This is a genomic window from Nocardioides renjunii, assembly GCF_034661175.1.
GTDB classification, from domain to species: domain Bacteria; phylum Actinomycetota; class Actinomycetes; order Propionibacteriales; family Nocardioidaceae; genus Nocardioides; species Nocardioides renjunii.
This window is the reverse complement of the sequence record NZ_CP141058.1, coordinates 2,311,420-2,337,661: the sequence shown is the minus strand read 5'-3', so window position 1 is coordinate 2,337,661 and position 26,242 is coordinate 2,311,420. Positions and strand designations below refer to the sequence as shown.

The window sequence follows — 26,242 nt, the reverse complement described above, 5'->3', positions numbered from 1 at the left end:
TCCTGTCGACTTCGCGAGCGCGCCCACCGGTCGCACCGGATGTGGTGGTGCCGTCGCACCGGGCGGGGGGTAGCTGCCCGGTGCGACGGCACCTCTGCGCGCGACGTCAGCCGATCCGTGGGGAATCAGCCTGCGGCGTTCGCGCGTCCTCGGGGGTTGCGCGGGGTGGACCTGATGTCGGCCGGGTTGGACCTGGCCTTCACCTCGGCTCCGTCCGAGACGCCACCCTGGTCGGTGTCGCACTTGCTGGGGTCAGTCTTGGCCTTCCTGAACCGCTTGTTGGCGGTGCCCTTGAGCTCCACCTTGTCCTTCAAGCCGTCGCGGTCGGTGTCCTTCTTCGTCGGGTTGGTGCGGGTGAGCCCGATCTTGATGCTGCGGCCCTGGGGGATCCGCACCTTCTGCTTCACCTTGACGCCCTTGACCTCCTTGCCGTCGCTCAGCCCGTCCTTGTCGGTGTCCTTGCGCAGCGGGTCGGGCTTCACCGTGATCGACGTGCGGGCCTTCGTGCCGCAGACCTCGAAGCGCTCGCGGATCGTGACACCGGTGACCTCCTGACCATCGGTGAGGCCGTCGGCATCGGTGTCCTTCACGGTCGGGTTGGTGCCGTGGACGTTGACCTCGTCGCCGTCGGTGAGGCCGTCACCGTCGGAGTCGGGATTGTTGGGGTCCGAGCCGTTGGCGACCTCCTCGTTGTTCGGCACGCCGTCGCCGTCGGAGTCGCTGGTGTCGGGGACGACGGTGAAGGTGACCTGGGCCGCAGTGCTCGTGGTGCCGCCCTGGCTCTGCGTCGCGGTGATGGTGTGGGGACCGGCACCGAGAGGCGTCGTGGGGGAGCACGTCCACGACCCGTTGGGCGCCACGGTCGTGGTGCACAGCGTCGTACCGCCCTCGCGCACTGTCACGGTGGCGCCGGGCGATCCGGTGCCGGAGACCGCCGGCGTGGAGTCGGTGACCGACGCGTTCGCCGCGGGCGACGTGATCGCCGGGGGCGCGATGGACCCGGAGGACGGGCCGCCGTCGCACTCGACGCCACCGGCGGGTGCGGTGGCGGACGCAGCCATGGGAGCGACCGCCAGCGACACGTCGGCGAGAGTCGCGCCGGGGATGACGGGCAGGACCTCGAGGTCGATGCTGAACAGCGCGTCGAGGGTGGCCCGGCCGGTGGCGCCCGTGGACTGCGCGGTCGGGTTGAAGGCGCGGATGGTCGCTCGGAGCAGCGGGTTGCCGGGCGCGCCGATGTTGACGGGGTTGCCGTTCAGCGGGATCGGCACCTGCTGCGAGCCGACGGTGGCGACGATGGTCGGGGGAGTGACGAAGCCGGCGGTGCCGGTGGTGCCGTCCGAGCGGGCCTCCAGGACGACGTCGTTGGTGACCTCGACGCGTACCTGTCCGCCGAAGAGCACGACGTCGCCGACAGTGGTGGTGGCGCGGGAGACGACGTCGGCACCGCCGGCCCCGTCGTCGACGAGCGCCGTGGTGGTGGTCGTGTCGGACGCCTCCACGGTGACGACCGAGCTGCCGAGGACCTGAGCGACGGTGCCACCGGCAAGGGTGGTCTGCGAGGTCGCGAGCGGGCGTACGCCGCCGTTCGCCTGGACGCACTGGTTGGTGCCGGCCCAGCTGGACGAGACGTCGCCCGTGATCGCTCCGAGGCCCAGGAGGGGCTGCAGGTTGAGTGGCACCACCGTCTGGGAATCAGCGTCGAAAGGGGCCTGGTCGGCAGTGATGCGGTTGAGCGGAAGGTTCTGCCCCGCGACTGCGGCCGCGATGTTGGCCGAGGTCGCGGACGAGCCGCTGGTGCCGTCGACGTCGCTGATGGCCGAGGCAGCGCTGTCACCGACCTGGAGTCCCGCCAGCGACTGGCCGACGAGGGCCACGTCGAGGTCGAGCAGCTGGGCACTGGCGCTGCCCGAGTAGTCCGCCGGCAGCGGCGCGGCCGACGCCGGCGCCTGAGCCAGTGCGAGGACGGAGACGGGCAGGACGACGGCCAGGGCGGCTGCAGCCGACCGGGACGAACGTGGGGGCCGGCGGAACTGCCGGCGGTGGTCGTTCGGGTGCATCTGTTCCCCCTCGGAATGATGATGCTGAGCGGCGGGGCCGCGAGGGCCCCATGGTTGGCACACGGATTGTTACCAGATCAACGCGCGAGCCACGCGAAGGTAACGCCGGTAGGCGACGAAAGGATGAGATCTTTCGCGTCGGTGACGTTCGGCGCCGGTGCGCGTCGGAGCCCGGTCCGCAGTGTGCGAGCGGCGCCAGTCCCTCACCCGCGCGAGCTCGGACCCCGTCCACCGTCGACGCGCGAGCGGCGCACCAGCCAGAGGCCGAGGGCCAGCAGCAGAAGGCTGAGCGCCGTCAGCGGGACCACGCCGGCCGGCAGGCCGGTGTCCGGCAGCAGGCCGCCGCCACCGGTGTCGTCAGCAACCTCGTCGCCGCCGTCGCCGCCGTCGCTGCCACCGGTGTCCCCGTCGTCACCGCCGCCGCCCTCGTCGGCGAGGACCTCGACGACCGCCTGGTCCTGCACCTCGACCGTCCCGCCCCCCGTGGCGGAGGTCGTGGCGACCGCGGTGTTGGGCACCCGGCCGGAGGCGTCGGCGTCGATCCGCGCGACGAGGCGTACGACTCCCTCGGTCCGGGGCCGCAGGGCCGGGAACACGGCGGTGAGCCGGCGCGCGGTCGTGGTGACCTCGCCCTCACCGGCGGTGATGCGGGCCGAGACGACGGTCAGGTCCTCGTCGAGCTCGTCGACGACCCGGACGTCGGGGGCCGCCGACGGGCCGCGGTTGCCCACGGTGATCGTGTAGGTGACCCGCTCGCCCGCGTCGACGGTGCGGGAGGAGGCGGACTTCTCGATCGTGAGACCGGTGCCCGTGCCGACCGTCGCGGTGACCGTGGCGCTGTTGTCCGTCCCGTCGGGGTCCGGCGTGGCCGCAGTGACGCTCGCCGTGTTGCTCACCGCACCGGTGTGCGCCGGGTCGACCGTCGCCGTGACGGTGACCGTGGCGGATCGGCCGGTGCCGAGGGTCGGCAGCGTGCAGGTGACCTCGGGGCCCTCGATGCGGCAGGTGCCGCCATCGGTCGCGGTCGCGGCCGCCTCGCCGAGGACCTCGTCGAGGCGGTCGGAGACCACCACGTCGCGCGCCGCGGAGGGGCCGTCGTTGCGCACGACGAGGGTGAAGGTGAGCTGCTCGCCGGCCACCGGAGTCGCCGGTGACACCGTCTTGGTGATGGACACGTCGGCGCTCGGCGCGCTGTCGGCGGCGGCGGTCGCGGTGTTGTCGCCCGGCGTGGTGTCGGTCGGGGACGCCACCGTGGCGGTGTTCCGCAAACGTCCGGTGAACGCCTCGTCCAGCCTTCCCGAGACGGTGAGCGTCTCGGTGCTGCCGGACGGCACGTCGCCCAGCTCGCAGGTCACCAGGCCAGCAGCGACGGTGCAGGGCGCGCCGGCGGTCACTCCCGTCACGGCGTCGGGCACCGGGTCGGTGACCACGACGTCGCGAGCGGTTGACGGACCGGCGTTGGCCACCGTGACGGTCCAGGTGACCGTCCGGCCCGGCACCGGCGGTCCGCCGTCGAGCGTCTTGGTGATCGAGACGTCGGCCCGTGGGCGCGCCGTGCCGCGTGCGGTGGAGCTGTTGTTGTCGGGGTCCGGATCCGCCGTGCCGGCATCCACCACGGCGGTGTTGGCGAGGTCGCCGGTGTAGTCCGACGGCAGTCGCGCGGTGATGGTGACGGTGACGTCGTCGCCGGGGGCCAGGTCGCCGAGTCCGCAGGTGACCTCGTTGCCAGGGTCCACCTCACAGGTGGCGGTGGCGCTGGTCGTGGCGGTGACGTCGGTCAGCTCGTCGGGCACGTCGTCGGTCAGGACCACGGCGCGGGCGAGGGACGGTCCGGCGTTGGCGACGACGACGGTCCACGTGGTGTCCTGGCCCGGCACCGGGTCGGCCGGCGTCGCCGTCTTGGTGACCGACACGTCGGCGCGCGCGTCGGCGTCGCCGGTGGCGGTGGCCGTGTTGTTGGCCGGGACCGGGTCGGGAGTGTCGGCCTCGACCACCGCGGTGTTCTCGAGCTCGCCCGTGAAACCGGCGGGGACGCCGCCGGTGATGCTCACGGTGACGTCCTCACCGGGGGCGAGGTCGCCGAGCTGGCAGGTGACCTCGTTGCCGGGGTCCACCGTGCAGGTCGTCGTACCTGTCGTGGCGCTGACGCCGGTCAGCTCGTCCGGTACGTCGTCGGTCAGGACGACGGTGCGAGCCACGGACGGTCCGGCGTTGGCGACGACGACGGTCCAGGTGGTGTCCCGGCCGGGCACGGGGTCGGCCGGCGTCGCGGTCTTGGTGACCGACACGTCGGCGCTCGGCGCCGTGCCGCTGCTGGCGGTGGCGCTGTTGTTGCCCGGGACCGGGTCTGGCGTGTCCGCGTCCACCACTGCGGTGTTGGCCAAGGCCCCGGTGAACCCGGCCGGGACGCGACCGGTGATCGTGACCGTGACGCCCGTGGCGGGCGCGAGGACGCCGAGGTCGCAGGTGACCTCGTTGCCGGCCGCCACGCTGCAGGTGGCGGGCGCACCGGTCGTCGCGGTGACGCCCGTGAGCTGGTCGGGGACGTCGTCGGTCAGGACGACGCCGCGAGCGACCGACGGGCCGGCGTTGGTGGCCACCACCGTCCAGGTCACGTCGCGACCCGGCACGGGGCTCGCCGGGGCGACCTGCTTGGTGACCGAGACGTCGGCCTCGGGTGCGACGGTCGCCTGGGCGGTGTCGCTGTTGTTGCTCAGGTCGCCGTCCGGCGTGGCCGAGGAGACCTCGGCGGTGTTGTCGAGGTCGCCGGTGAACGCGGCGGGCACGCGACCGGTGATGGTGACCGTGATGGTGGAGGCGGCGCCGCCCACGTCGAGATCGCCGAGGTCGCACGACACGCGGTTGCCGGTCCCGACGCTGCACGGCGAGCTCGCCGTGACGCCCGTGAGCTCGGCGACGACGTCGTCCGTGACCACCACGTCGCGGGCCACCGACGGGCCTCGGTTGGTGACGGTGACGGTCCAGGTGATGTCGCGTCCCGGGACCGGCGTGGCGGGCGAGACCGTCTTCACGATCTCGAGGTCCGCGCCGGGTGCGGTCGTCGGGTCGGCGGTCGAGGAGTTGTTGCCGGGAGTGTCGTCGGTGGGGGAGGCCACCGTGGCGGTGTTGCTCAGCGGGCCGGTGAAGCCCGCGGGCACCTGTCCGGTCAGGGTGATGACGACGGGCGAGGTGCTGGGCAGCAGGTCGCCGAGGTCGCACGTGACGTCGTTGCCCGCGGTGATCGTGCACGGGTTCGGGCTCGACCCCGTGCCGGCGGTGAGGCCGGTGATGCGGTTGTCGACGTCGTCGCGCACGACGACGTCGCGCGCCACCGACGGGCCGGTGTTGGTGACCAGGACGGTCCACGTGACCTCCGCGCCGGGGACCGGGTTCGCGGGCGACACCGTCTTGGTGATCCCCACGTCGGCCCGCGCCGCGGCGGTGCCCGTCGCGGTGGCGGTGTTGTTGTCCGTGTCGGCGTCCGGGGTGGCCGAGGCGACGGTGACCGTGTTGGCGAGCGTGCCGGTGAAGTCGGCGTCGAGCCGGCCCGTCAGCGTCACGGTGGTGCTCGACGGGGGCAGGTCGCCGAGGTCGCAGCTGACCTCGTTGCCCGACACCGTGCACGCGTCCGGGACCTGGCTCGAGGCGGTCACGCCGGTGACGGCGACCGGCACGTCGTCGGTGAGCACGACGTCGCGCGCGACGGACGGACCGTTGTTGGCGACGACCACCGTCCAGGTGACGTCCTCGCCCGGGACGGGTGCGGCGGGGGTCAGCGACTTGGTCACCGAGACGTCGGCGGTCGGGGCGGCGGTGCCGTTCGCGGTGTCGGTGTTGTTGGCGGGGTCGCCGTCGGGGGTGAGGGCGGTGACGGCGGCGGTGTTGTCGAGGTCGCCGGTGAAGCCGGCGGGCAGGTCGCCGCGGATGGTGATGGTCACGGTGGCGCCGGGACCGGTGGCCGGGAGGTCGCCGAGCTCGCAGGTGACCTCGTTGCCGGCGACGACGGTGCACGGGTTCGACGGTGCGCCGGTGGTGGCGGTGAGGCCGGTGAGGGCGTCCGCGACGTCGTCGCGGACGACGACCCCGCGGGCGACGGAGGGTCCGTTGTTGGTGACGACGACGGTGTAGGCGACCTCCTCGCCCGGGACCGGTGCGGCGGGGGCCAGCGACTTGGTCACCGACACGTCCGCGCTCGGCGCCGTACCGGTGCTGACCGAGGCGCTGTTGTTGCCCGGGGTGGTGTCGGTGGGGGAGGCGACGGTGGCGGTGTTGCCGAGCGAGCCGGTGAAGCCGGCGGGCACCCCGCCCGTGAGCGTGACGACGACGGAGCCGGGCGCCACGGCCCCCAGCTCGCAGGTGACGACGTTGCCCGCGGCGACCGTGCACGGGTTCGGGGTGGCGCCGGTCGTGGCGGTCAGGCCCGTGATCGCGTCGTCGACGTCGTCGGCGACGACGACGTCCCGTGCGACGGAGGGTCCGGCGTTGGCCACGGTGACGGTCCACGTGACGTCCTGGCCGGGCACCGGCGGGTTCGGCGCGACGGCCTTGGTGATGGACACGTCGGCCTGGGCGAGGACCGTCGACTCGGCCGTGTCGCTGTTGTTGCCCGGCACGGGGTCGTCGGTCGGGGAGGTGACGGTCGCGGTGTTGTCGAGGGCGCCGGTGTAGTCGGCCGGCAGGCGTCCGGACAACGTCACGACGGCCTGGGAGCCGGTGCCGGAGGCGGCCAGGTCCCCCAGGTCGCAGGTCACCGCGTTGCCGGCGGCGACCGTGCACGCACCCGGACGTCCGGCCGCCGTCGCGGTGAGGCCGGTCACGGCGTCCGCCACGTCGTCGGTGAGGAGCACCTGGCGGGCGACGGACGGGCCGGCGTTGGCCACGGTGACGGTCCACGTCACGTCCGCGCCGGGCACCGGTCGCTCGGGGGCGACGGTCTTGGTGACCGAGAGGTCGGCGCTGGTCCCCACCTGCGTGGTCACCGAGTCCTCGTTGTTCTCGGCGTCGCGGTCGATGGTCTCGGAGCTGATGCGGGCGGAGTTGGTCAGCGCGCCGGTGAATCCCGGGGCGATGGTGGCGTCCACATAGCCGATGACCCGTGCGGGCAGCCCCGACCTGAAGACGGGTCCGGAGCAGAAGACGGTCGCCGCCGCCGGGTTGTCGACCGTGCCGGCGTTGACGGGCTGGCGCAGCTCGCACTCCGCCGTCGCCGGCTGGCCCTCGAGGGTCGGGCGGCGCACCACGACGTCCGTGAGGCCGCTGGGCAGCTGGTCGATGAAGTCGACGTCGAGGGCGTCGGAGGGGCCGTTGTTGTAGGTCGACAGCGTGTAGGTGATCCGCTGCCCGGCGACGGGGGTCGGGTCGTCGATGGTCTTGATGATCTCGAGGTCGGTGATCCGGGTGATCGGCGACGTCGCCGTCGCGGTGTTGTTGCCCGGCACCGGGTCGGGCGTCGTTGCGCTCACCTGCACCGTGTTGGCGAGGGTGGCGCCGGCGTACGACGACGCCAGCGTGCCGACGATGGTGACCACGCGCTGGCCCGGTGTCCGGTCACCGAGGTCGCAGGTCACCTGCTGACCGGAGACCGTGCAGGGGGTGGCCGTGCCGTGGAACGCCGACGTCACGGTGACGGCGGCGGGCACCGTGTCGGTGACGACGATGCCGCGGGCCGTGGACGGGCCCGCGTTGTTGACGACGATGCTCCAGCTCACGGCGCCACCGGGAACGAGGCTGTCCCCGTTGGCGGTCTTGGTGACCTGGACGTCGGCCTCCGTCACCACGTCGACGGTGACCTGCGACGTGTTGTTGGCGGGCACGGGGTCGGCCGTGGCGGAGGAGACCTCCGCCTGGTTCGCCCGGGCACCGGCGGCGGCGCCCGGACCCGTGCCGCCCACCACGACGATGGTCACCGGGGCGCCCGGCTCGACGTCACCGAGGTCGCAGGCCACGACCTGGCCGCTGATCGTGCAGGAGCCGGCGGAGGCGGTGGCGGCGGCGGGGACGATGCCGGCGGGCAGCACGTCGGCGACCACGGTGTCCGCGGCCAGCGACGGACCGTTGTTGACGACCGTCAGGGTGTAGGTCACGCCCTCACCGGCCGCGACCTCCGTGGCGGAGGCGGTCTTCACGATCGCGAGGTCAGCGCTGGGGGTCACCGGGGTGGTGGTCTCGGAGCGGTTGTTGCCGCCCGTGCCCGTGTCGGTGCTGCTGGTCACCTCGGCGACGTTGGTCACCGGGGTCGACCGGTCGGGGTCGACCGACACGCGGATCCGCGCCTGCGCCGTCGCTCCGGCGGGCAGGAGGTCCCGCCGGCAGGTGACGAGCTGGCCCACGACGGTGCAGGTGCCGCCGTCGAACGTCGCCTCCAGCACGTCGAGCGACGCGTCGAGGGTGTCGGTCACGACGACGTCGCGGGCGTCCGAGGGCCCGTCGGTGGTCACGTCGACGAGGTAGACGCCCTCGGCGCCCGGCACGAAGGAGTCCGACTGGGCGGACTTCGCGACCCGCACGTCCGTCACCTCGGTGACGGTCGTGGTGTGGTCGTCGGTGTTGTTGGCCGGGGCCGGGTCGCTGGTCGTGGACGAGACGCTGCCGGTGTCGACGAGCTCCGTGCCCGCCACGACGCCCGAGTCCACCGTGCCGCGGACGGTGACGGTCGTCGAGGCGCCGGGGGCGAGGTCACCGAGGGGGCAGGTCACGACACCGCCGTCGACGGTGCAGGTCGCTCCCGTGGCGCCCGCAAACGTCACCCCGGTGGGGAGGGAGTCGGTGAGCCGCACGTCGGTGGCCGTCGACGGACCGTCGTTGCTCACGAGCAGCGTCCACTCGCCCTCACGACCCGCGGCCAGCGTCGACGTACCGCTCTTGGTGACCGACAGGTCGGCGCTGCGGACCACCTCGGTGGTCGCCGAGGCGGTGTTGTTGTCGAGGGAGGGGTCGGTCGGCGTCGCGGACGTGACCCGGGCGTCGTTGGTGAGGGCGCCGGCGGCCGCGCCGGGAGCCACCGTGCCGGTCACCTCCACCACGAGCTCGGCCCCGCTGGCCAGCGTGGCCACCGTGCAGGAGACGTTGTTGCCGCTCGTCGCGGCGCAGCTCGCGCCGGTCGTGGGCGACGTGGCGACCACCCCGGTCACGCGCGCGCCGATGGTGTCGGTCACCGTGACGCCGTTGGCGGCCGACGGGCCGGTGTTGCGGGCGACGATCCGGTAGGTCACGGTCTGACCCGCGACGACCGGGCTCGGGGTGACGGTCTTGGTGAGCTCCACGTCGGCCTGGGCGGCGGTGGGGAGGGTGAAGGCGGCGCTGTTGTTGCCGGCCACCGGGTCGGGGGTCGGGGAGGAGGCACTCGCCGTGTTGGTCACGCCCTGCCCGCTCCCGTCCTGCGGCGTGCCGGCGCGCACGGTGACGGTGACGCTGCCGCCGACGGGGATGTCGCCCACGGCGCACGTCACGGTCGTGGGCGTCCCGCTCGTGGCACAGGTGCCCTGCGTGGTCGACGAGCCGACGTAGGTCAGCGGGGCGGGCACCGGGTCCACCACGGTCACCGAGCGGGCGATCGACGGACCGTCGTTGGTGACCACGACGGAGTACGTCGCGACGTTGCCGGCGAGCACGGGGACCGGGGTGGCCGACTTGGTGACCGAGAGGTCCGCGCTGGTGGTGACCGGGACGCTCGAGGTGCCGGTGTTGTTGCCCGGCGCCGGGTCCGCGGTGGGTGAGGTGGCCGTCGCGGAGTTGACGAGGGTGCCGGTGGCTCCGGCGTCGAGCTGGGCGTTGACGGCCACCTCCACCGAGCGGCCGGCGGCGAGCGTCCCGAGGTCGCACTGGACGCGACCGGCGGCCGAGACCGTGCAGGAGCCGGCGGTCGGGGTGGCTGCCACGCCGGACAGGGAGGCCGGCGCCTGGTCGTCGAGGGTCACGGCGGCAGCGTCGGAGGGTCCGTCGTTGCGGACCGTGACGACGTACTGCACGCCGCGTCCGGCGACCACCGGGGAGGTGACCGCCTCCTTGGTGACGACGAGGTCGGCACGCGGCGCCTGGGGCGTGACGGTGACGGTGGCGGCGTTGTTGGAGGAGTCGGGATCCGGCGTGGTGGAGCCGACGCGTGCGTTGTTGGTGAGCGGGACGCTCGTGGCACCGGACGGGACGTCCGCCACCACGGTGACCGTGGCGGACTCGCCCGGGTCGAGACCCGCTGCGGTGCACGACACCTGGCTCCCGGTGACCTCGCAGGTGCCGCGGTCCGTCGTCGCGGAGCGGACCGCGAGGGTGGCGGGAAGGGTGTCGGTGATCGTGACGTCGGCTGCCCGCGAGGCGCCGTCGTTCGTCGCCACGAGGGTGTAGGTCACGGCCGTCCCGGGGACGGGGTCGGTCGGGGACGCGGACTTCGTGAGGCCGAGGTCGGCCTGCCGAAGGACCGTGGTGGTGGCGGAGGCGCTGTTGTTGCCGGGGTTCGGGTCCGAGGTCGCCGCCGAGATCCGGGCGACGTTGGTCAGCGCGGTGGCCGCCGAGCCCGGAGGCACGCGCACGACCACCGACACCGTCGCCGTGGCGCCGGAGGCGAGGGCGCCGAGGCCGCAGGTCAGGGTCGGGCTGCTGAACGAGCAGGTCCCGGTCGACGGGTTGCTCGAGACCAGGACGACGCCCTCGGGGAGCGTGTCGACGACCTGCACCCCGGCGGCGGCGTTCGGGCCCGCGTTGCGGGCGGTGAGGGCGTACGTCACCTGGTTGCCGGCGAGCACCGGCTCCGGGGCGGCGGACTTGGTGAGGGAGACGTCCGCCTCCGCAGCGACCGGGGTCGCCACCTCGGCCGTCGTGTAGGTGTAGTCGCGACCGATGGTCTCCGCGCGGTAGGCCAGCGCGGCGCTGTTGCGCAGGGTCGTGCCGGCGCCGGCGGTGTCGACGCGGACACGGAAGGCGGCGGTCGTCGTCGCGGAGGGAGCGAGGCGGCCACCGACGGTCGCGGTCGCCCCCGTGCCGACCCGCAGCCGCACGGTGCGACTGGCGGCGACGAACTCGCCCTGGTCGTCGCCGGCCGCGTCGGTCTTCGCGCCCTGGTTGGCGCCGGCGGTCACGCGCAGCGAACCGGGCACGAAGGACGTCCCGGCCGGGATGGGGTCGGTCACCACGGCGTTCGTGGCCGCGTCCTCGCCGGTGTTGCTGAACGTCACGGAGTACTCGAGGACGTCGCCGACCTTGGCCGGGGTGTTGCCCGACAGGTTGGTGACCGACTTGCTGCCCTGGATCGTCGGCGCGTAGAGGTCGATCTGCGTGGTGAGGGCCGCGGGGTAGTAGAAGTCGCCGGTCGAGGCGAAGCGCAGGTTCGCCGAGGTGGCGCCGTTGGGGATGGTGCCGGGCGCGTCGACCACCTTGGCGTCGATGCCGAGGTTGTTGAGCGAGGCCGGCGTGCGGTTCGTGAGGTTGGCGCCGCCGTTGGTGATGCGGCTGCCGAAGAAGTTGGCCGAGGGGCTCTGGGCGTCGGCGAGGCGGCTGGTGCCGACCTGGAAGTAGTCGCCGGTGATGCCGGCGTCCCCTTCGTAGGTCACGCCCCCGAACCGCGCGCCGACGGCGCCGGTCGGAGGAGCGAGGAACCCGGAGATGGTCGTGTCGACGGTCTCGTTGCTGACGACGGTCGCATAGCCGCTGAACACGGTGAGGTCGCGAAGCGGGGCGGCGGGGTCCTCGACCGCCACCACGAGGCTCCACCCGGCATACCGGTCGACGCCGGTGGCGGCCACGATGTCGGCGCCCCAGTAGGTGCCGGGGCCCGCGCCACGGACGAGGTCGGTGACGTTGCTGTATGCCGAGTAGTCCAGGGTTCCGCTGGTCGTCTGGTTGTCGACCTGCTGCGCAGCCACCGTCTGGTACGACGCCGAGCCGGGCACGCGGAACCGGATGTTGCCGACCGTCCCGGACGCGGCCACGCCACTGGTGCCGGCGGTGCGCGCGCCGCCCCAGAAGAGACCGGCGTAGAGGACGCGGGCGCCTGGCGGGATGGCGAGGTTGGCCGACGACGAGCGGGTCGTGGACGGGTCGGCGTCGGTGTCCAGCGGCACCATCGTGAAGTTGTTGTTGCTCGACGCGGTCGCGCCGCTCAGCGCCTGGGCGCACCCCGTCGCCGTCCCGCAGCTGAGCACGGAGTTGCCGGTGACCTGGATCGAGCCGTTGGTCTGGGTGGAGAACACCTCGGTGAAGGGACGGATGACCGCCGCGTCCGCCCGGTCGGCCGGGAGCACCACCGCGAGGGCGAGGCTCACCGCCACGAGCAGGAGCGAGGCGCCGATGCGCAGCCACGAGGAGACGGGGGTACGAGCGCCCAGCATGGTGGTCCTTCACAGCTCCGGGGCGCCCCCGACGTGACGGCACGCTGCCCCGTCACTCCCTCCTCGGGAATGCCTCAATCGAGTAACAATCGAGCCACACACTACGTCCGACGGGGGTCGGTGTCTGGTCAGACTCGGAATTGAGCGATCGGTTCAGCGGCGCGAGGGGGTCCAGAGCACTCGGAGCAGTTCAGCCGGCGATCCGCGATCGATCCTCGTCCTCGGTCATGGTGGGCGGACGTAAGGAGCCAGCGGCGCTGCCCACGAGCTCCGCGAGCGGTCAGCCCGTCGTCTGCCGACCCGCACCGTGACGGGCGACCGCACCAGGCGGGCGGACCGCGGCTCGCACCGTCCATTCGTAGTGCGTGCGGTTGCGCGTCACCTCGGCCAGGATCAGGCACGAGACCGGGAGCTCGGCCTCGAAGTCGCTGTGTCGCGACGTGAGCTCCTGGACCTCGGCTGCCGCCACGGAGCGATTGACGTAACCCAGGCTCACGTGTGGCTGGAAGTCGTCCTCGACCGTGTGGTCCGTGGTCAGGCCGAGAGCATCCTGGGTGTGCGCGCACAGCCTCTGCTGCAATCGTGCGAGCTGCTGCCGTGGCCGGGCTCCCAGCACGACCGCGCTGCCCATCCCCCCGGGGGGTCCCACCGTGAGCGCAGTGAGGTCGAGCGCCGGGAGACGTCGCGTGATGCTCCGGACCGCCTCGTCGACCTGACCGTCGGTCACCTCGTCGACGAAGGCGACCTCGCACAAGGTCAGGTGCATCCAGCGGAGAGGGATCGGCTCGAGCCACGATGTGTCACTGATCGAGTCCAGGAGCGCGGACGGGACTGCCCGGGCCACCTGAGCCGGGTCGAAGGACAGGTACCAGTACAAGCAGGGCCGGTCCTCGGTCCACTCCGGCCGCCAGCCCCAGTGGTGGTCGAGCATGTCGGAACGACGCTGACGGGGTCGTGGGAGGTGCGCCGGACACATCAGGCAAGTGCTCCCAGCCCCGTGGGGTCTGGCTGCAGCGCTCCTGACGGCGGAACGGTGGCGTCGTCGGCCATCCCGCCCACAGCCGGGCTCGAATCGTGTTCCGCTTCGCTCCCGTGGTCCTCGTCAGACACCAGCGCTGCGGGGTCGTCGCCACTCGTCGCTGGTCCCTCCTGGGAGGACCGGGCGCGGGGACTGCGTGTCGTTGTCGTGGGCTGCATGCCACCCATGACTTGCCGCGCGGCTCGGCATGACGCGGGATCCACATCTCGTCCGCCCGACCGAGAAGTGGCCTCCCGGACCTGCGTCCCGCGGGCTGGCTGCACCGCCCCCTGTGGTGGCGGGCGAAAGTGACCGTGCCGAGGCCCCGACACGCGAGCGTGTCGGGGCCCCGGACTCAGTCAGCGGTGCACGTCAGCGGCCGAAGGCCTGGAACTCCGTCGCCCGTACGTTCAGGTCCTGGTCGCTGCCCGCCGAGCAGTCGGTCACGGCGCGCGGGTCCTGGTCCTGCTCACCGGCGTACTCCGGACCTCCGGTGCACTGGTTGGTGACGACCTGGAGCCACAGGTGGGTCGCCTTGGTGCGTCGGATGTCGAACGACCGGATGACGAGGTCCGGCGCCCGCGGCCGCGGGGCCGTGGCCGGGAACGCGTCCTCCGGGCTGAGGAACACCCGGGTGAACTCGTCCTGCTCGTCGCAGTCGACCCCGCGGGCGATGGAGCACGACCACACCTCGAACTGACGCAGGGCCGAGTAGCGGCTCTGGCTCGGCTCGGCCGGGGTCCCGTCCGGGTTGGTGCGTGCGGGCCGCAGGTGGGTGCTGACCTGCACCCGCCGCACGTCCTGACGCTTGGTGCCGGCCAGGTCGACGACCACGTGCTGCTGCGCGACCGGAGCGCCCAGGGCCGCCCACTGGGTGCCCTCCTCGTCGTCGACGAGGTTGACCAGGTCGGTGCCCGTGCCCTCGACCGCCGCGCCGTTGGTGACGGACGCCAGGTTGGTGTCCATCCGCGGTGCAAGTGTCTTGGCCCGGCCGGCGGAGAGCGCCGTCAGCGGGATGCGGGCGTGGCCGTGGCCGGGGGCGCGGGCCACGAACTCGTAGTTGCCCGGCACCATCTCCACCCGGTCGGGCAGCGCCGTGGTCGGGTCGGTGTCGGCCACCGGCACGGCCCGTGCCTGGTAGTGGCCCACGTAGAGCTGGGCACCGCGCACCAGGCGGCCGCGCTCGTCGCGCGGAGCGAAGGTGACCGCCGACTCGCTGGCGTACGCCGACCGGAAGCTCGGCGTGGGGTCGGGGTCGGCGTTGCCGGCGCTGGTGGCGCCCTCGCCGAGGCCCCGAGCAGCGAAGGCGTTCCAGAGGATGTCCTGGTTGGCGCCGTTGAAGCGGAGCAGGTCCGCGGCCAGCATCGCGTTGCGGGAGTCGACCTGGCTGACCTGGCTGTTGGCCATCAGCAGGAACGAGTCGAACACCAGCTGCATCCAGCGCCGGTTGCCCGGGCAGCCGCTGACCGGGGTCTGCCCGTTGGCGCACGACTTGTTGAGGGCCGCGTCGCCGGCGCCGTACCGGGCGATGAAGGCCTGCCGGATGTCGAAGTTGGTCGCGGTCCAGATCTCACCGTCGGCGTGCACCTGCGGTCCGGTGACGTCGTAGCCGATGTCGGTGTAGTTGAGCGGGCTCCGGCTCATGTTGTAGTTGCGGATGCCGGCCACGGCGTCGCCGGTCGTGTACTGGCCGATCGTGAAGGCCTGGAGTCCCGGGGCGGCGTAGCCGTGCTCGTGGAGGTACTCCATGGCCAGCTGGTCGCTCCAGCTCTCGCTCATGCCCTGCGGCGAGCTGACGCCGCCGCTCGGTCCGGCGATCATCCGGTTGGTGATCGCGTGGCCGTACTCGTGGCCGATGACGCTCATGTCGTAGTCGCCGTCGACGCACGGGGCGTAGAAGGAGCCGGCGATCGGCTGCCACATGTACATGTTGGTGATCGGCGCCTGGCCGTCGGGCGGGGTGAACTGGTTGGCGTTGTTGCGTGCGGCGAAGGTCGGCGGACCGCCCGAGACGGCGCCGGCCTGGGCGTTGCCCTGCTCGTAGTCACCACCGAGACCACCCCGGCCGAGGTTGTCCTTCTGCATGTTCCAGGTGCTCTCGACGAAGCCGAGGTGGTAGGACCAGTCGTGCATGCGGTTGTGCATGGCGAAGAGGTTCGCGCGGGCGGCGTCGAGGTCGACGTTCTGCGGGGAGCCGAACGTCGCGGGGTCACACCCCTCCTCGTACCACTGGTTGGTCCACGGGTCGGCGTAGTCGCGGGTCGGCGACGGTGTCGCCGTCTCGGTGCCGACGGTGCGGGAGTTGTTGCTGTTGCGGTTCTCGACCGCGATGGCGTTGTTGCCGAGCGTGGTGAACGTCGGCTGGTTGGTCGTCGGGTCGACGTCCCAGGGCAGCGAGGCGCTGGTGCCGACCGTCTCCTCACACCCCGTCAGCGGCGTCCAGCACCACGTCACCCGGGTGTCGCGGGAGGAGTAGTCCACCGGCGGGCTGCTCGGGAACACCTCCCACTCGGGGTTGTCGGCGTCGTGGTCGACGAGGTCCTCGCGGACCAGCACCTCGCCGGAGCGCGCGTCGACATAGCTGGCGAAGCCGGCGGTCTCGTCGTCCTCCGAACGCAGCACCACCTGGAAGGCGGCGCGGGCCGCGGCCCCCGGCACCGGTACGGCGACCTCGGTCGTGCCGAGGACGACGGGGTCGGCGATGCCGGCGTCGCGCGCGGCGAGGCCCTGGGCGTCGGCTTCCGTCAGGGTGGCCGGCGCCGGCGCCGCCGCGTCGCGCGCCAGCGACGAGCTGACGTAGAGCACTGAGCCGTTGCGCATCCCCACGGCGGCGATGCCGTCGACACCGGCGGCGAGGTCGCCGAACTGCTGGCGCACGATCACCACGTCGGCGTCCTCACCCAGCGGGCGGCTGGCGAGCACCTCGACCGACTCGGCGCCCCGCGCGGTGAGACCCAGGACGTCGCGGGTCCCGGCGAGGAACTCGAGCGCGGCTGTCTCGGGGTCGGCGGGAAGCCCCGTCGCGAGGGGCGTGTCGGTGGCCATCAGCACCGCCGGTGTGCCGAGCTTGTTCCAGCGGGCCGTGGCGTCGAGGTCGTCCAGCGCGGACCGCTGCCGGGCGGTGGGCGCGGCCCGGCCGTCACGGACGTCCTTGTCGCGGGACGCGGAGTCCTCACCCTGGAAGCCGGCGCCTCCGCCGGGTGGACCCGCTGGTGGTGAACCGGCCGAGGAGGCCGACGAGGTGAACGGTGCGAGAGCTGCTGCCCGGGAGAGCGTCACGAGGGCAGCGCCGACTCCTCCGACCCGAGAATTGAGGTGCATCGGTGGGTCCCTTCCGGCGACCGTGGCCGCCGTGTCCGAGAAAGCGTGAGGGACCTTCGTTGTACCCCGCGCTCGGACGCGGTGGGAAGACCCACGGGGGCCCGATTGCGCCCGCCTTCCGGGTCGAACCCCGCGAGAAGGCTCTCTTCAGGAGGCGGGGGCCCGCGCGGCCACCACGTCCAGGAGCTGCGGCCACTCAGGAGCCCCGCCCGGGCGCCGGTCCTTCCGCCGGTCCTTGCGGTCGTCGGCGCAGGTGGCGGCCAGCGCGGTGTAGGCGAACTTCTGCAGCAGACGGCTCTGGGAGGTGATCGTGTCCTCGGTGTAGCCGCGGCCGGTCATGGCGATGGTGAGCTGCCGGTTGCCGCCGAGCCCGACCGAGAACGTCAGTGTGCCGAACGACCCGCCGTCGTGACCATGCACCCACCGCGGCCCGGACGAGCAGGGGCTCGGCAGGCGGTAGCTGCCGAGTCCGTAGCCCTGGTCGGTCAGCGGATGCTGCATGACGCGTACCCATCGCTTGCCGATGAGTTCGCCGGCTTCGAGCGCGCGTCGGAACTCGTTGAGGTCGCGGGCGGTGGACACCAGTGCCCCGGCCGAGGAGAAGAGGGACGGCTCGAACGAGCGGAGGTCGAGGGTGCGTCCTGGCCATCGGGCGTACTCGTGCAGGCCCGGCCGTGGAGAGCTCTTGCTCACGGCGAAGGCGCTGTCCGTCATGCCGACCGGTCGCAGGATCCGTCGCTCGACGAGACGGCGGACCGATGTGCCGGTGGCCCGTTCGAGCATCTGGCCGACCACGACGTAGCCGGTGTTGCTGTAGGAGAAGGTGCCCGGCTCGGCCGCCCACGGCAGGCTTCGTCCCAGGGCGATGATCTCCTGGTCGGTCGAGCGCCGCGAGATGGCGCGCACGAACTTCCGACCGGTCGTCGCCTCCGCGACGACCGCGCCGAGGTGGTCAGGCATGCCGCTGGTGTGGCTCAGCAGCTGGCGAACGGTGATCGCCTCCCGGCCGGGCCACAGGCCCGGGTCGACGTCGCCGATGGTGGTGTCGAGGGTCCACGTCCCCTTCTCGACGAGCTGCAGCGCGAGGACCGCGACGAGCTGCTTGGTGACGCTGGCGGCTCGGAAGCTGCTGCCTGGCTGCACCGTCCGGGCAGGTGCCCGGCGGGCTCGACCGGCGTCGAACGTCCACGTCCGGGCGCCGCGGCGCAGCTCGGCGGTGACAGCGACGGCCTTGCCGTCCGTGCGGAGGCGTTGGACCAGCCGGTCCAGTGCGCCGGTCGAGATCTCAGCGGCGCGAGGAGCAGCGCCGGCCGGTGACGAGGTGCTAGGCGGGGCGGCGCCGGCCGTCGACACGTCGGTCGCCGGTGCGAGCACAGCAGTCATCGCGAGAGCTGCGGTGGCGGCGAGGCGACGGCGGCGTGCGACCGGATGGGACGGTGGGTGGTGCGGACGGTCGGACATGGTGGGCCTCCCTCGCTGGCGGTCGTCCGGAATGCCTACCAAATGGGCTGGGTGAGCGATAGGGCGCGTCTCGTCCAGCAGGTTCAGCTGCGGTGCCGCATCGGCCGAGACGGGAGGGACCGCCGCCGCGCATCGCGCCTGCTGCCCACACTGCTCTCGCCCGGCCGCGCTCACAGCTCCCGGAACTCGGCGACGAAGACGCGTTCGTCACCCACGTGCTGTGGCTCCACGTGCAGCTCCACGAGGGACTCCCCGCCGTCGGCGCGAACAACGGGAACCGACACCCACTGGTGCAGCAGCACGTCACGCCCGTTGGTGGCGTGCAGCGTGGCACCGGCGACGTGGGCCTGATGGAACCGGGGAGGAACCACCGCCAGCACGCGTCGTCCGAGGAGCTCGGACGACTCGCGGTAGCGCAGGAAGCTCACCAGGCGTGGGGAGACGGCGAGGATGACGTGGGCGTCGCTCGTGACCAGTGCGAGCGAGTCCGGAGCGAGGAGCCGCGCGTACGCCGGCCGACGGTCGAGGACGTCACCGATGTCAACGCCGGGATTCGCGGCGGGCCGCCACGGGGTGGGCGGTCCGTGCGCTGCTTGCTTGCCCACCTGGGCGCAGAGCCAGGCACGCATCTGACGGATCTCCGGCTGGATGGGCGCACTGAGCAGTCGACCGTCGTGCGCGGCTGCGATGGCCCGCTCCAGGAGGTCGTCCAACACCACGAAGTGATGCACCGAGACGGTCGGGACCAGCACGACCACCTCGTCGCACGTGGCCTGCGGCTCCACGACGGTTGCCAGCAGGGCGTCGGGATCCTCCGGGAGCTCCGGTCTGGGCAGCTGGGCGTCCAGCACGTTGAGTGCAGTGCTCGCGGCCGCGTGGTCGTCGATCGCCGCGTCGTCCTTGTCCAGGCGGAACAACAGGTACTCGCGCAACAGTGCCGCCGCATGTTCCTGCCATGCCCAGTGCATCAGCAGCGGAACGTGACGCAGGACCACCGGCGTCACTCGCGGTGGCGGCGTGGCGGGCCTCCGGTGTCCCGCGAACGGGACGGAGAGAACTCCGATCTCGAACCAGACGATCTTGCCTTCGCCGGTGGCTACGACGTCCCAGCGGTCGGCTTGCTCCGTGACGAGCTTGAGACCGCGGCCCGTGCCGGCTGTGACCGTTCTGCTCCGCTCGGCCGGGAGGTGCGGGCTGGCGTCCTCCACCTCGACGCGCACCGCATCGGTCTCCGCGGTGACACGCACGTGGACGGGCGTGCCCGCATGCACGACGGCGTTCGTCACCAGTTCGGACACGACCAGCTGCGCCGCGTCGAGCAGGTGCTCAGCACCCGACTCGGTCAACGCCTCCCGCACGGCATGGCGCGCGCGGCTGGCCGCAACCGGCTCAGGCGACAGCGTCAGCGTGACTCTCGCGGCACCGGACATCGCATCCTCGGTAACTGGTCGGACCGCCCCCCGGAATGAGCTCGATCAACGTAGCAACCGGTGTGCGCATGGATGGCCAGAACGGCTCAAGGCTGGCTCAAGGACCACCACAGGAAGCTCGAGCACGCCGTTCCGCATCGTGGCACGGGGATGGAGATGCCCGGCGCCCCGGACGGGGGCTGCGGGCCCGAGCTGGTTGGCCGGCCCACCAGAGACCTGTCGGCCCTCGCCGAGGGGACTACGAGGCGTACGTGGTCCGACACGGCGTGTGTCCGCCGACGATCAGCGAGTCACCCTTCGACCTCGAGGAGTCCCGATGATGCGAAAGATGTTGTCCCGTCCGTTGAGCGCAGTGGTGCTGGCGCTGGTGCTGGTGGGAGTGCTGCTCGGCGCCGCAGGAGCGGCATCGCCACCGGGGGAGCGCGCGCGTGCTTCCGCCCACGACAGCGGCCCGGACGGGCCGCACCGCGCCAAGCCGACCGTGGTGCTGGTCCACGGCGCTTTCGCGGACTCCAGCGGCTGGAGTCAGGTCGCCGCCCAGCTGATGGACCAGGGTTATCCAGTGCTGGCGTTCTCGAACCCGCTGCGCGGACCCGGCGCCGACGGTGAGTACCTCCGGACGTTCCTGAGCACCGTCGAGGGCCCGATCGTCCTGGTCGGTCATTCCTACGGCGGCGTGGTGATCAGCAACGCGGCGACCGGCAACCCTGACGTGAAGTCGCTGGTGTACGTCGCCGCGTACGCTCCGGCAGAGGGTGAGAGCGTCGCGGAGGCCAACCACCTGGGCGGTGGGGACACGGTCGTGACAGACCACCTGGTGCTGCGGCCGTTCCCCGGGGCGGCGGAGGGGGACGCCGACGCCTACATCGACCCTGCGTGGTTCCCCCGGCTCTTCGCCCAAGACCTGCCGCGAAGGACCGCTCGCTTCATGGCGGCGACCCAGCGCCCGGGGGCCCTGGCCGCGCTCGGGCTTCCCTCCGGGCCTCCGGCATGGGCTGAGATCCCGAGCTGGTACATGGTGGCCACCCAGGACCGCATCATCCCGCCGGAGGCCGAACGGGCCATGGCGGAGCGGGCCGGTGCGCAGGTGGTGGAGGTGGACAGCTCGCACGTGGTGATGATGAGTCACCCGCGAGCGGTCACGAAGCTGATCCAGCGAGCCGCACGGTAGTGGCACAGACGTGGGGCCGGCGCGTGCGCCGGCCCCACGTCTGCTGTGCGCGGGCGCATGCCACGCACCGGTCGACCACCTCGTCGATCCCAGCAACGGCGCCCGGGTGGGCTAGCCGTCCGGCGCGATGGGATCGTCCAGCCCGAAGGGGCCTGCAGCCGTCACGGTGATGTCGTCCGTCGTCACCGGGTGTCCTGCCTCGCAGCGGGCCTCGATGCTGACGGGTTGGCCGCACTGGTGGTGGGTGAGCTGCGGGGGGTACGGCGGGGGGTCGTGGCGGTTGGCCCACTGGAGCAGCGCGAACAGCGCAGGCATCAGGTCGTTCCCGGCTGGTGTCAGGACGTACTCGTGCCGACGGCGCTGGCCGGGTTCCTGGTATGGGCGTGTGTCCAGGATGCCGGTTCGGACGAGGTCGCGGAGGCGGGCCGCGGTGGTGGCGTCCGTGAGGTCGGCGCGGGCGGCGAACTCCTCGAAGCGAGTGGCCCCGTAGAACGCCTCGCGCAGCACCAGCATGGCGGATCGAGTGCTCAGCACGTCGAGGGCTCGCTCGATGGAGCAGTAGGCACCCACGGGTCTGTTGTCACGATGGGCGAGCGCCCCCTCGAGGTTCATGGACACCTCGTCACTGTAGTTCGTACGTGGTGCGGCAGCGTGTGCTTCGTCCGCACCATCAGCACTCGCGATGGCTCGGTCCAGCAGTCGAGGACGGGTCCGACCGCACCCGGGGCGGGTGGGGTCGGACCCGTCGGTGGGTGACACGGCTCAGGCGTCGGGGACTGCCGCCTTCGGGCCGCGTGCGTGGTCCTGCGCCCATGCCAGGGCGTGGTCGGCGACGGCCTCCCACCCCGGCGCGGCACACGTCCAGTGGTCGCGACCCTCGAACTCGTAGTAGTTGGTCACCGCGGGGGACTTGTGGTAGTGCTTGGCGTTCGACTTGTTCACCGAGGGCGGCATGATGTGGTCCTCCGATCCGCTGAGGAACAGCAACGGTGCCCGGTCGGCGCTGTAGTCGACCCACGTGTCCTGGTGGCCGGGCTTGAAGTTCGCGAACAGACCGAACTCCCAGACCCAGCTCCCGGGAGCGGGGATGTGGTAGCGGTCCCAGACGGCTCGGGAGTCCTCCTCGGAGAGGGTGTTAGTGAAGGCGTAGTGGAACTCCTCGGGGGTGAAGCCGACGGCCTTGCGGCGGTTCGCGGGGTTCTTGAGCGCCGGGAAGAGCGACCTGGCCTGAGAGATCGGATTGACCCGCACGCCCTCGGTGGGGGCCGAGTCGATGACGACGCCTGCCGACCCGAGCCCGCGCGCCAGCAGGAGCTGGGTGAGGGTGCCGCCGAAGGAGTGGCCCATGATGATCGGCGGCGCGGGTAGCGACTGGATCACCGCGGCGATGTGGTCGACCGTCTCCGGGACGGTCAGGTCCGCGATGATCTGGGGGTTGGCCCGCAGGCCCTCGACCTCGATGTCGAAGCCCGGGTAGCCGGGAGTGAGCACGGTGTGGCCTCTGGCTTCGTAGTAGGTCACCCAGTGCTCCCAGCTGCGGGGGGTCATCCACAGTCCGTGCACGAGGACGATGGTCTCGTGGGTCGTGTCGTCCATGAGGTTGCTTCCTTTCAGGCGTTGATGAACTCGAGCAGGTCGGTGTGGAGGCGGTCGCGGTCGGTGTCCGGCAGCGCGTGGCCGCTTCCTTCGTAGACCTTGAGCACGGCGCCCTCCACCATCTCCGCGGAACGCTTGCCGCCCACCTCGAACGGGACGATCTGGTCGTCGTCGCCGTGGACGACCAAGGTGGGGATGTCGACCTTGTCCAGGTCGGGTCTGAAGTCGGTGGCCGAGAAGGCGGCGATGCACTCGAAGGCGGCCCGGTGCCCGCACGCCATGCTCTGCAGCCAGAAAGCGTCCCGGAAGCCTTGGGCCACGTCGTTGCGGTTGTGGCCGAAGAAGGGGCCGTCGGCCAGGTCGCGATAGAGCTGGGACCGGTTGGCGGCCTCGCCGGCGCGGATCTCGTCGAACACCTCGACAGGAAGACCTTCGGGGTTGTCGTCGCTCCGGAGCATGAGTGGGGGCACGGCCGAGACAAGGACCAGCTTGGCGACTCGAGCTGTTCCGTGTCGGCCCACGTAGTGCACGACCTCGCCACCGCCGGTGGAGTGGCCGACCAGCGTCAGGTCTGCGAGGTCGAGCGCATCGATCAGACAGGCCAGGTCGTCGGCGTAGGTGTCCATCTCGTTGCCGTGCCAGGTCTGGGTGGAGCGACCGTGTCCTCGTCGGTCGTGTGCGATCGCCCGGTGCCCGTGCTCGGCGAGGTAGCGGGCGGTGGACTCCCAGGCGTCGGCGTTGAGTGGCCAGCCGTGGCTGAGCAGAACTGGGGTGCCGTCTGTGCCCCAGTCCTTGTAGAAGATCTGGGCGCCGTCGTCGGCGGTCACGAAGGGCATGGGGGCCTCCTTGGCTCGGGGTGTGTCCGAGCGTGAGGCAGACCGGACGGCGCTGGACCACGTGTCGCTCGTAGTCGTGGCGGCGGCCGTCGCGCTGCTGACCCGCCGGCCGTGTCCTGCTGCTAGGTGTCGGCTCCGAGGCGCTCCGCCAACTGGCGTCGCGAGGAGATCCCCAGCTTCTGGTACACCTTGCGCAGGTGGTAGTCGACCGTGTTGGGGCTGAGGAACATGGTGGCGGCGATCTCGGCGTTGGTGTGGTTGTTCGCCGCCAGCCGGGCGACGGTCAGCTGCTGGGGAGTGAGATCGAGGTTGTCTCGCGAGCCTCTTGCAGGCTGCCGGTCGCCTATCGCGCTCAGCTCGGCGCGCGCTCGCTGCGCGAAGGCCGGGGCTTGTCCCTGTTCGAAGAGGCGCAAGGCGGTGTGGAGCTGCTCGCGTGCATCACGCCGGCGCCTGTTCCGTCGCAGCCACTCACCATGCAGCAGGTGGGCCCGGGCGAGCTCGATGTCGAGGTCGGTCGGGGTCAGCGTCTCGATGGCTGCTTGGTGGTGCGGTTCTGCGTCCTCCTCGATGAGCGCCCGAGATCGGTGGGCCACGCCCTGGGTCCACGGCGAGCCGTTGGCGGAGGCCAGCTCTTCGAGATGTGTCACGTGCGAGGTGGCTTCGTGGGCGCGGCCACTGCGGCACGCCGCCTCGACGAAGTCAGGTACTTCGAGCGGGGTCACCTGGAGGAACGGGTCCTCGATGAGTGGTTTGAGCCGGCGGTAGGCCTGCTCGTAGTCGCCTTCGGCGAGGTCCCGGACGGCCAGGGCAGCCGCCCCCGCGGACTGCACCCCGCCGAAGCCCATCGCGCCGGCGCCCTCGGCGATCGTCTCCACCTGCGGTCGCGGTGCCTCCGCCCAGGCCAGCAGGGCGACGTTGATGACGTGTTCGGCGTCGTAGCCGATCGCTCGCCGCAGCTCGCGCACTTGCTCGATGTATTGGCGGGCGTGGCGCGGTGTGCCGCCTGTCAGCTCCGCCAGCGACATGATCCACAGCGTCGAGTCCAGCAGCTGCAGGGCACCGGCGTCTCGGGCTGCTGTGGCAGTGCGGGTGAGGCACTCGCGACGGGCGGTGGCATCCCACAGCGCTGTCGTGAGAGCCACACTGGTGGCGCCGTACCGCAGGAGCTCGGAAGCGTCCAACGCGAGGATCGTGTCGACGGCGCTGCGCATCAACGGCACCGCGTGCTCGTAGGGGAGCAGGATGTGCGCGCTCAGTCCGCGCAGGATGGTGCCGGCCGTTCCCTGGCGCAGCTCGGCTCCCTTGTGGAGCCGAGCGCCGAGCTCGGACAGTGTCAGCCCTTGTGCCAGGCGCTCTGCCGGCAGCGTGTACTCGAACGCCTTGATGAGGGCGTCCTGCTCGAGTGCCACGTCATGACCGTGGAAGCACTCCGCTGCTGCCAGCATCTGGGCGCCGGCTTCCATGAGGGCCGGGTCGGCCGTGAACAACGCGATGCTTGCTCGGGTCGAGACGAGCCGCCCGCGCGAGATCGGATCCAGAGCGTCTTCGTCGACGTCGTCCAGGTAGGACTTGGCCAGCTGGGCGGCGCCCGACGCGAGCGCCGCCTCGGCAGCCGCTACGAGTCGCGTGAACTTCACCTGCCCTGGTGGTGTGAGGGTCGAGGACGTCGCCAGCACGCGGGCACGCGACGCGAGGCCTCCTCGTCGCCCGGCCGTGTCCGCGACACGTTCCAGCCTGTCGGCCACGTCGGGGTCGGTGCCGAGCGTGGCCTTGGCAGCGTGCCAGGCTTCCAGCTCCAGCAGTCCGAGCTCCTCGGCAGCCAACGCGAGCGCACGGTGCGCGCGCCGCCGCTGCGCGCCCTGCACAGCGTTGTAGGCAGCGGAGCGCACCAACGGATGCCGGAAAGCGATCGTCCGCCCCAGCTCGACGAGGCCCTCGGACTCCGCCTCCTCGACCGGATCACCGGGGAGCCCCAACGCGTGGCCGGCGGCACGGACGAGGTCGATGCTGCCGGTCGAGTCAGCAGCAGCGAGCAGCAGCCACAGCTGCAGGTCGCCCGAGAGGTGGCGGATGCGGCGCAGGTACAGCGTCTCCAGGTGGTGTCCGATGGGCAGGGGCTCGTCGGCCAGGCTGCTCTCGGTCAGCTGTCGGGCGCTCAGCTCGCTGGCCAGGTCGACGAGGGCAAGCGGGTTGCCTCCTGTTGCAGCCACGACCTGCGCCGCGGCAGCCGGGTCGATCGCGTCGGGAAGCGATGCCGTCAACAGCCGCAGCGCCCATTCGGGTTCGAGACCTGCAAGGCGAAGGACGGGAACCCCGGCCAGCTGCGCTTCGAGGTGCGACGTGTCTCGGGCCGCCAGGACGAGCGCGACTGACTCCGCCTCGAGTCGGCGCGCCACCAAGCCCAGGACGTCCAGCGACTCGGAGTCGAGCAGGTGTGCGTCGTCGATCACGCAGGCGACGGGCTCCGCGTCGCCCGCCGCAGCCAGGAGCCCCAGCACGCCGAGCCCGACCAGGAACCGGTCGGGCGGCGCCCCTTCTGCCGCGCCCGCAGCGATCCGCATCGCGTTGCGGTGATTCTCAGGCAGCTTGTGGAAGTGCGGACGTAGGGGGATGGCGAGCCGCTGCAACCCAGCGAACGGGATCGTCGCCTCCGCCTCGAAGCCGTTCACCCGCAGCAGCCGCATCCCGGGCAAGCTGGCTGTGGTCGCATCGAGGAGTGTCGTCTTGCCGATGCCCGGTTCGCCCGTGACGAAGAGCGCACCACCCCGACCGTTGCGGGCATGACCCAGGAGGACGCGCATCTGCTCCTGCTCTGCGTGCCGTCCGAGAAGACGCCGGGCGATCTCCACGGTCTGACTCTATCGACTTGAAGTCAGGTGCGCCAGAGGAGTTTCGCCCATGGCCGCGTCCTCGTGGCGACCGCGACCCGACGCCGCAGCTGCTAGGAGCAGGTGGCCCGGGCGCTCGAGTCGAGCGCCCGGGCCGGGCTGCCGGGTCTTGCCCCCACATCACCCGGACAGTCCACGACAC

11 protein-coding genes are annotated in these 26,242 nt (G+C 72.0%); 1 reads left to right on the top strand and 10 read right to left on the bottom strand.

All coding sequences use genetic code 11. The features are described 5' to 3' along the window. Positions 1-125: 125 nt before the first annotated feature. From SHK17_RS11030 to SHK17_RS11005, 6 genes are all read right to left on the bottom strand, one after another. Positions 126-2,060, bottom strand: coding sequence for an Ig-like domain-containing protein (locus SHK17_RS11030; RefSeq protein ID WP_322919227.1), 1,935 nt, complete (start codon positions 2,058-2,060; stop codon positions 126-128). Positions 2,061-2,263: 203 nt separating this feature from the next. Then, positions 2,264-12,379, bottom strand: a complete 10,116-nt coding sequence (locus tag SHK17_RS11025) for a hypothetical protein (RefSeq protein WP_322919226.1) — start codon at positions 12,377-12,379, stop codon at positions 2,264-2,266. A gap of 280 nt (positions 12,380-12,659) precedes the next feature. Next, complete coding sequence (locus tag SHK17_RS11020; RefSeq protein ID WP_322424356.1) at positions 12,660-13,310, bottom strand: 2'-5' RNA ligase family protein; 651 nt, start codon at positions 13,308-13,310, stop codon at positions 12,660-12,662. 459 nt (positions 13,311-13,769) lie between these two features. After that, on the bottom strand, positions 13,770-16,718 hold the full coding sequence (locus tag SHK17_RS11015) for a M36 family metallopeptidase (protein WP_322919224.1): 2,949 nt from the start codon (positions 16,716-16,718) through the stop codon (positions 13,770-13,772). A gap of 147 nt (positions 16,719-16,865) precedes the next feature. Continuing rightward, entirely contained in the window at positions 16,866-18,101 is a 1,236-nt protein-coding gene (locus SHK17_RS11010) for a serine hydrolase domain-containing protein (RefSeq protein ID WP_172271872.1), read from the bottom strand. Positions 18,102-18,349: 248 nt separating this feature from the next. After that, on the bottom strand, positions 18,350-19,609 hold the full coding sequence (locus tag SHK17_RS11005) for an ATP-binding protein (protein ID WP_322919223.1): 1,260 nt from the start codon (positions 19,607-19,609) through the stop codon (positions 18,350-18,352). A gap of 328 nt (positions 19,610-19,937) precedes the next feature. On the opposite strand from SHK17_RS11005, the gene SHK17_RS11000 reads away from it, so the two are divergent. Then, complete coding sequence (locus tag SHK17_RS11000) at positions 19,938-20,780, top strand: alpha/beta fold hydrolase (protein ID WP_322919222.1); 843 nt, start codon at positions 19,938-19,940, stop codon at positions 20,778-20,780. A gap of 111 nt (positions 20,781-20,891) precedes the next feature. Here the strand turns inward: SHK17_RS11000 and SHK17_RS10995 are convergent, their stop codons facing one another. The 4 genes from SHK17_RS10995 to SHK17_RS10980 all read right to left on the bottom strand — a co-directional run bounded on the left by SHK17_RS10995 (position 20,892) and on the right by SHK17_RS10980 (position 26,061). Beyond that, positions 20,892-21,392, bottom strand: a complete 501-nt coding sequence (locus SHK17_RS10995) for a winged helix-turn-helix transcriptional regulator (protein ID WP_322922024.1) — start codon at positions 21,390-21,392, stop codon at positions 20,892-20,894. Between the two features lie 150 nt (positions 21,393-21,542). After that, the gene (locus SHK17_RS10990; RefSeq protein ID WP_322919221.1) at positions 21,543-22,376 is read right to left on the bottom strand and encodes an alpha/beta hydrolase; all 834 of its coding nucleotides are present in this window, start codon (positions 22,374-22,376) and stop codon (positions 21,543-21,545) included. A gap of 14 nt (positions 22,377-22,390) precedes the next feature. Beyond that, positions 22,391-23,212, bottom strand: coding sequence for an alpha/beta fold hydrolase (locus tag SHK17_RS10985; protein WP_322919219.1), 822 nt, complete (start codon positions 23,210-23,212; stop codon positions 22,391-22,393). A 122-nt stretch (positions 23,213-23,334) separates the two neighbouring features. Continuing rightward, on the bottom strand, positions 23,335-26,061 hold the full coding sequence (locus SHK17_RS10980) for a helix-turn-helix transcriptional regulator (RefSeq protein ID WP_322919218.1): 2,727 nt from the start codon (positions 26,059-26,061) through the stop codon (positions 23,335-23,337). Between the last annotated feature and the right edge of the window lie 181 nt (positions 26,062-26,242).

What these genes read in the sequence shown, in the direction of transcription:
- SHK17_RS11030 (WP_322919227.1), bottom strand. Translation starts at nt 2,060, where the DNA reads ATGCACCCGAACGACCACCGCCGGCAGTTCCGCCGGCCCCCACGTTCG.
- SHK17_RS11025 (WP_322919226.1), bottom strand. Translation starts at nt 12,379, where the DNA reads ATGCTGGGCGCTCGTACCCCCGTCTCCTCGTGGCTGCGCATCGGCGCC.
- SHK17_RS11020 (WP_322424356.1), bottom strand. Translation starts at nt 13,310, where the DNA reads ATGCTCGACCACCACTGGGGCTGGCGGCCGGAGTGGACCGAGGACCGG.
- SHK17_RS11015 (WP_322919224.1), bottom strand. Translation starts at nt 16,718, where the DNA reads ATGCACCTCAATTCTCGGGTCGGAGGAGTCGGCGCTGCCCTCGTGACG.
- SHK17_RS11010 (WP_172271872.1), bottom strand. Translation starts at nt 18,101, where the DNA reads ATGACTGCTGTGCTCGCACCGGCGACCGACGTGTCGACGGCCGGCGCC.
- SHK17_RS11005 (WP_322919223.1), bottom strand. Translation starts at nt 19,609, where the DNA reads ATGTCCGGTGCCGCGAGAGTCACGCTGACGCTGTCGCCTGAGCCGGTT.
- SHK17_RS11000 (WP_322919222.1), top strand. Translation starts at nt 19,938, where the DNA reads ATGTTGTCCCGTCCGTTGAGCGCAGTGGTGCTGGCGCTGGTGCTGGTG.
- SHK17_RS10995 (WP_322922024.1), bottom strand. Translation starts at nt 21,392, where the DNA reads ATGAACCTCGAGGGGGCGCTCGCCCATCGTGACAACAGACCCGTGGGT.
- SHK17_RS10990 (WP_322919221.1), bottom strand. Translation starts at nt 22,376, where the DNA reads ATGGACGACACGACCCACGAGACCATCGTCCTCGTGCACGGACTGTGG.
- SHK17_RS10985 (WP_322919219.1), bottom strand. Translation starts at nt 23,212, where the DNA reads ATGCCCTTCGTGACCGCCGACGACGGCGCCCAGATCTTCTACAAGGAC.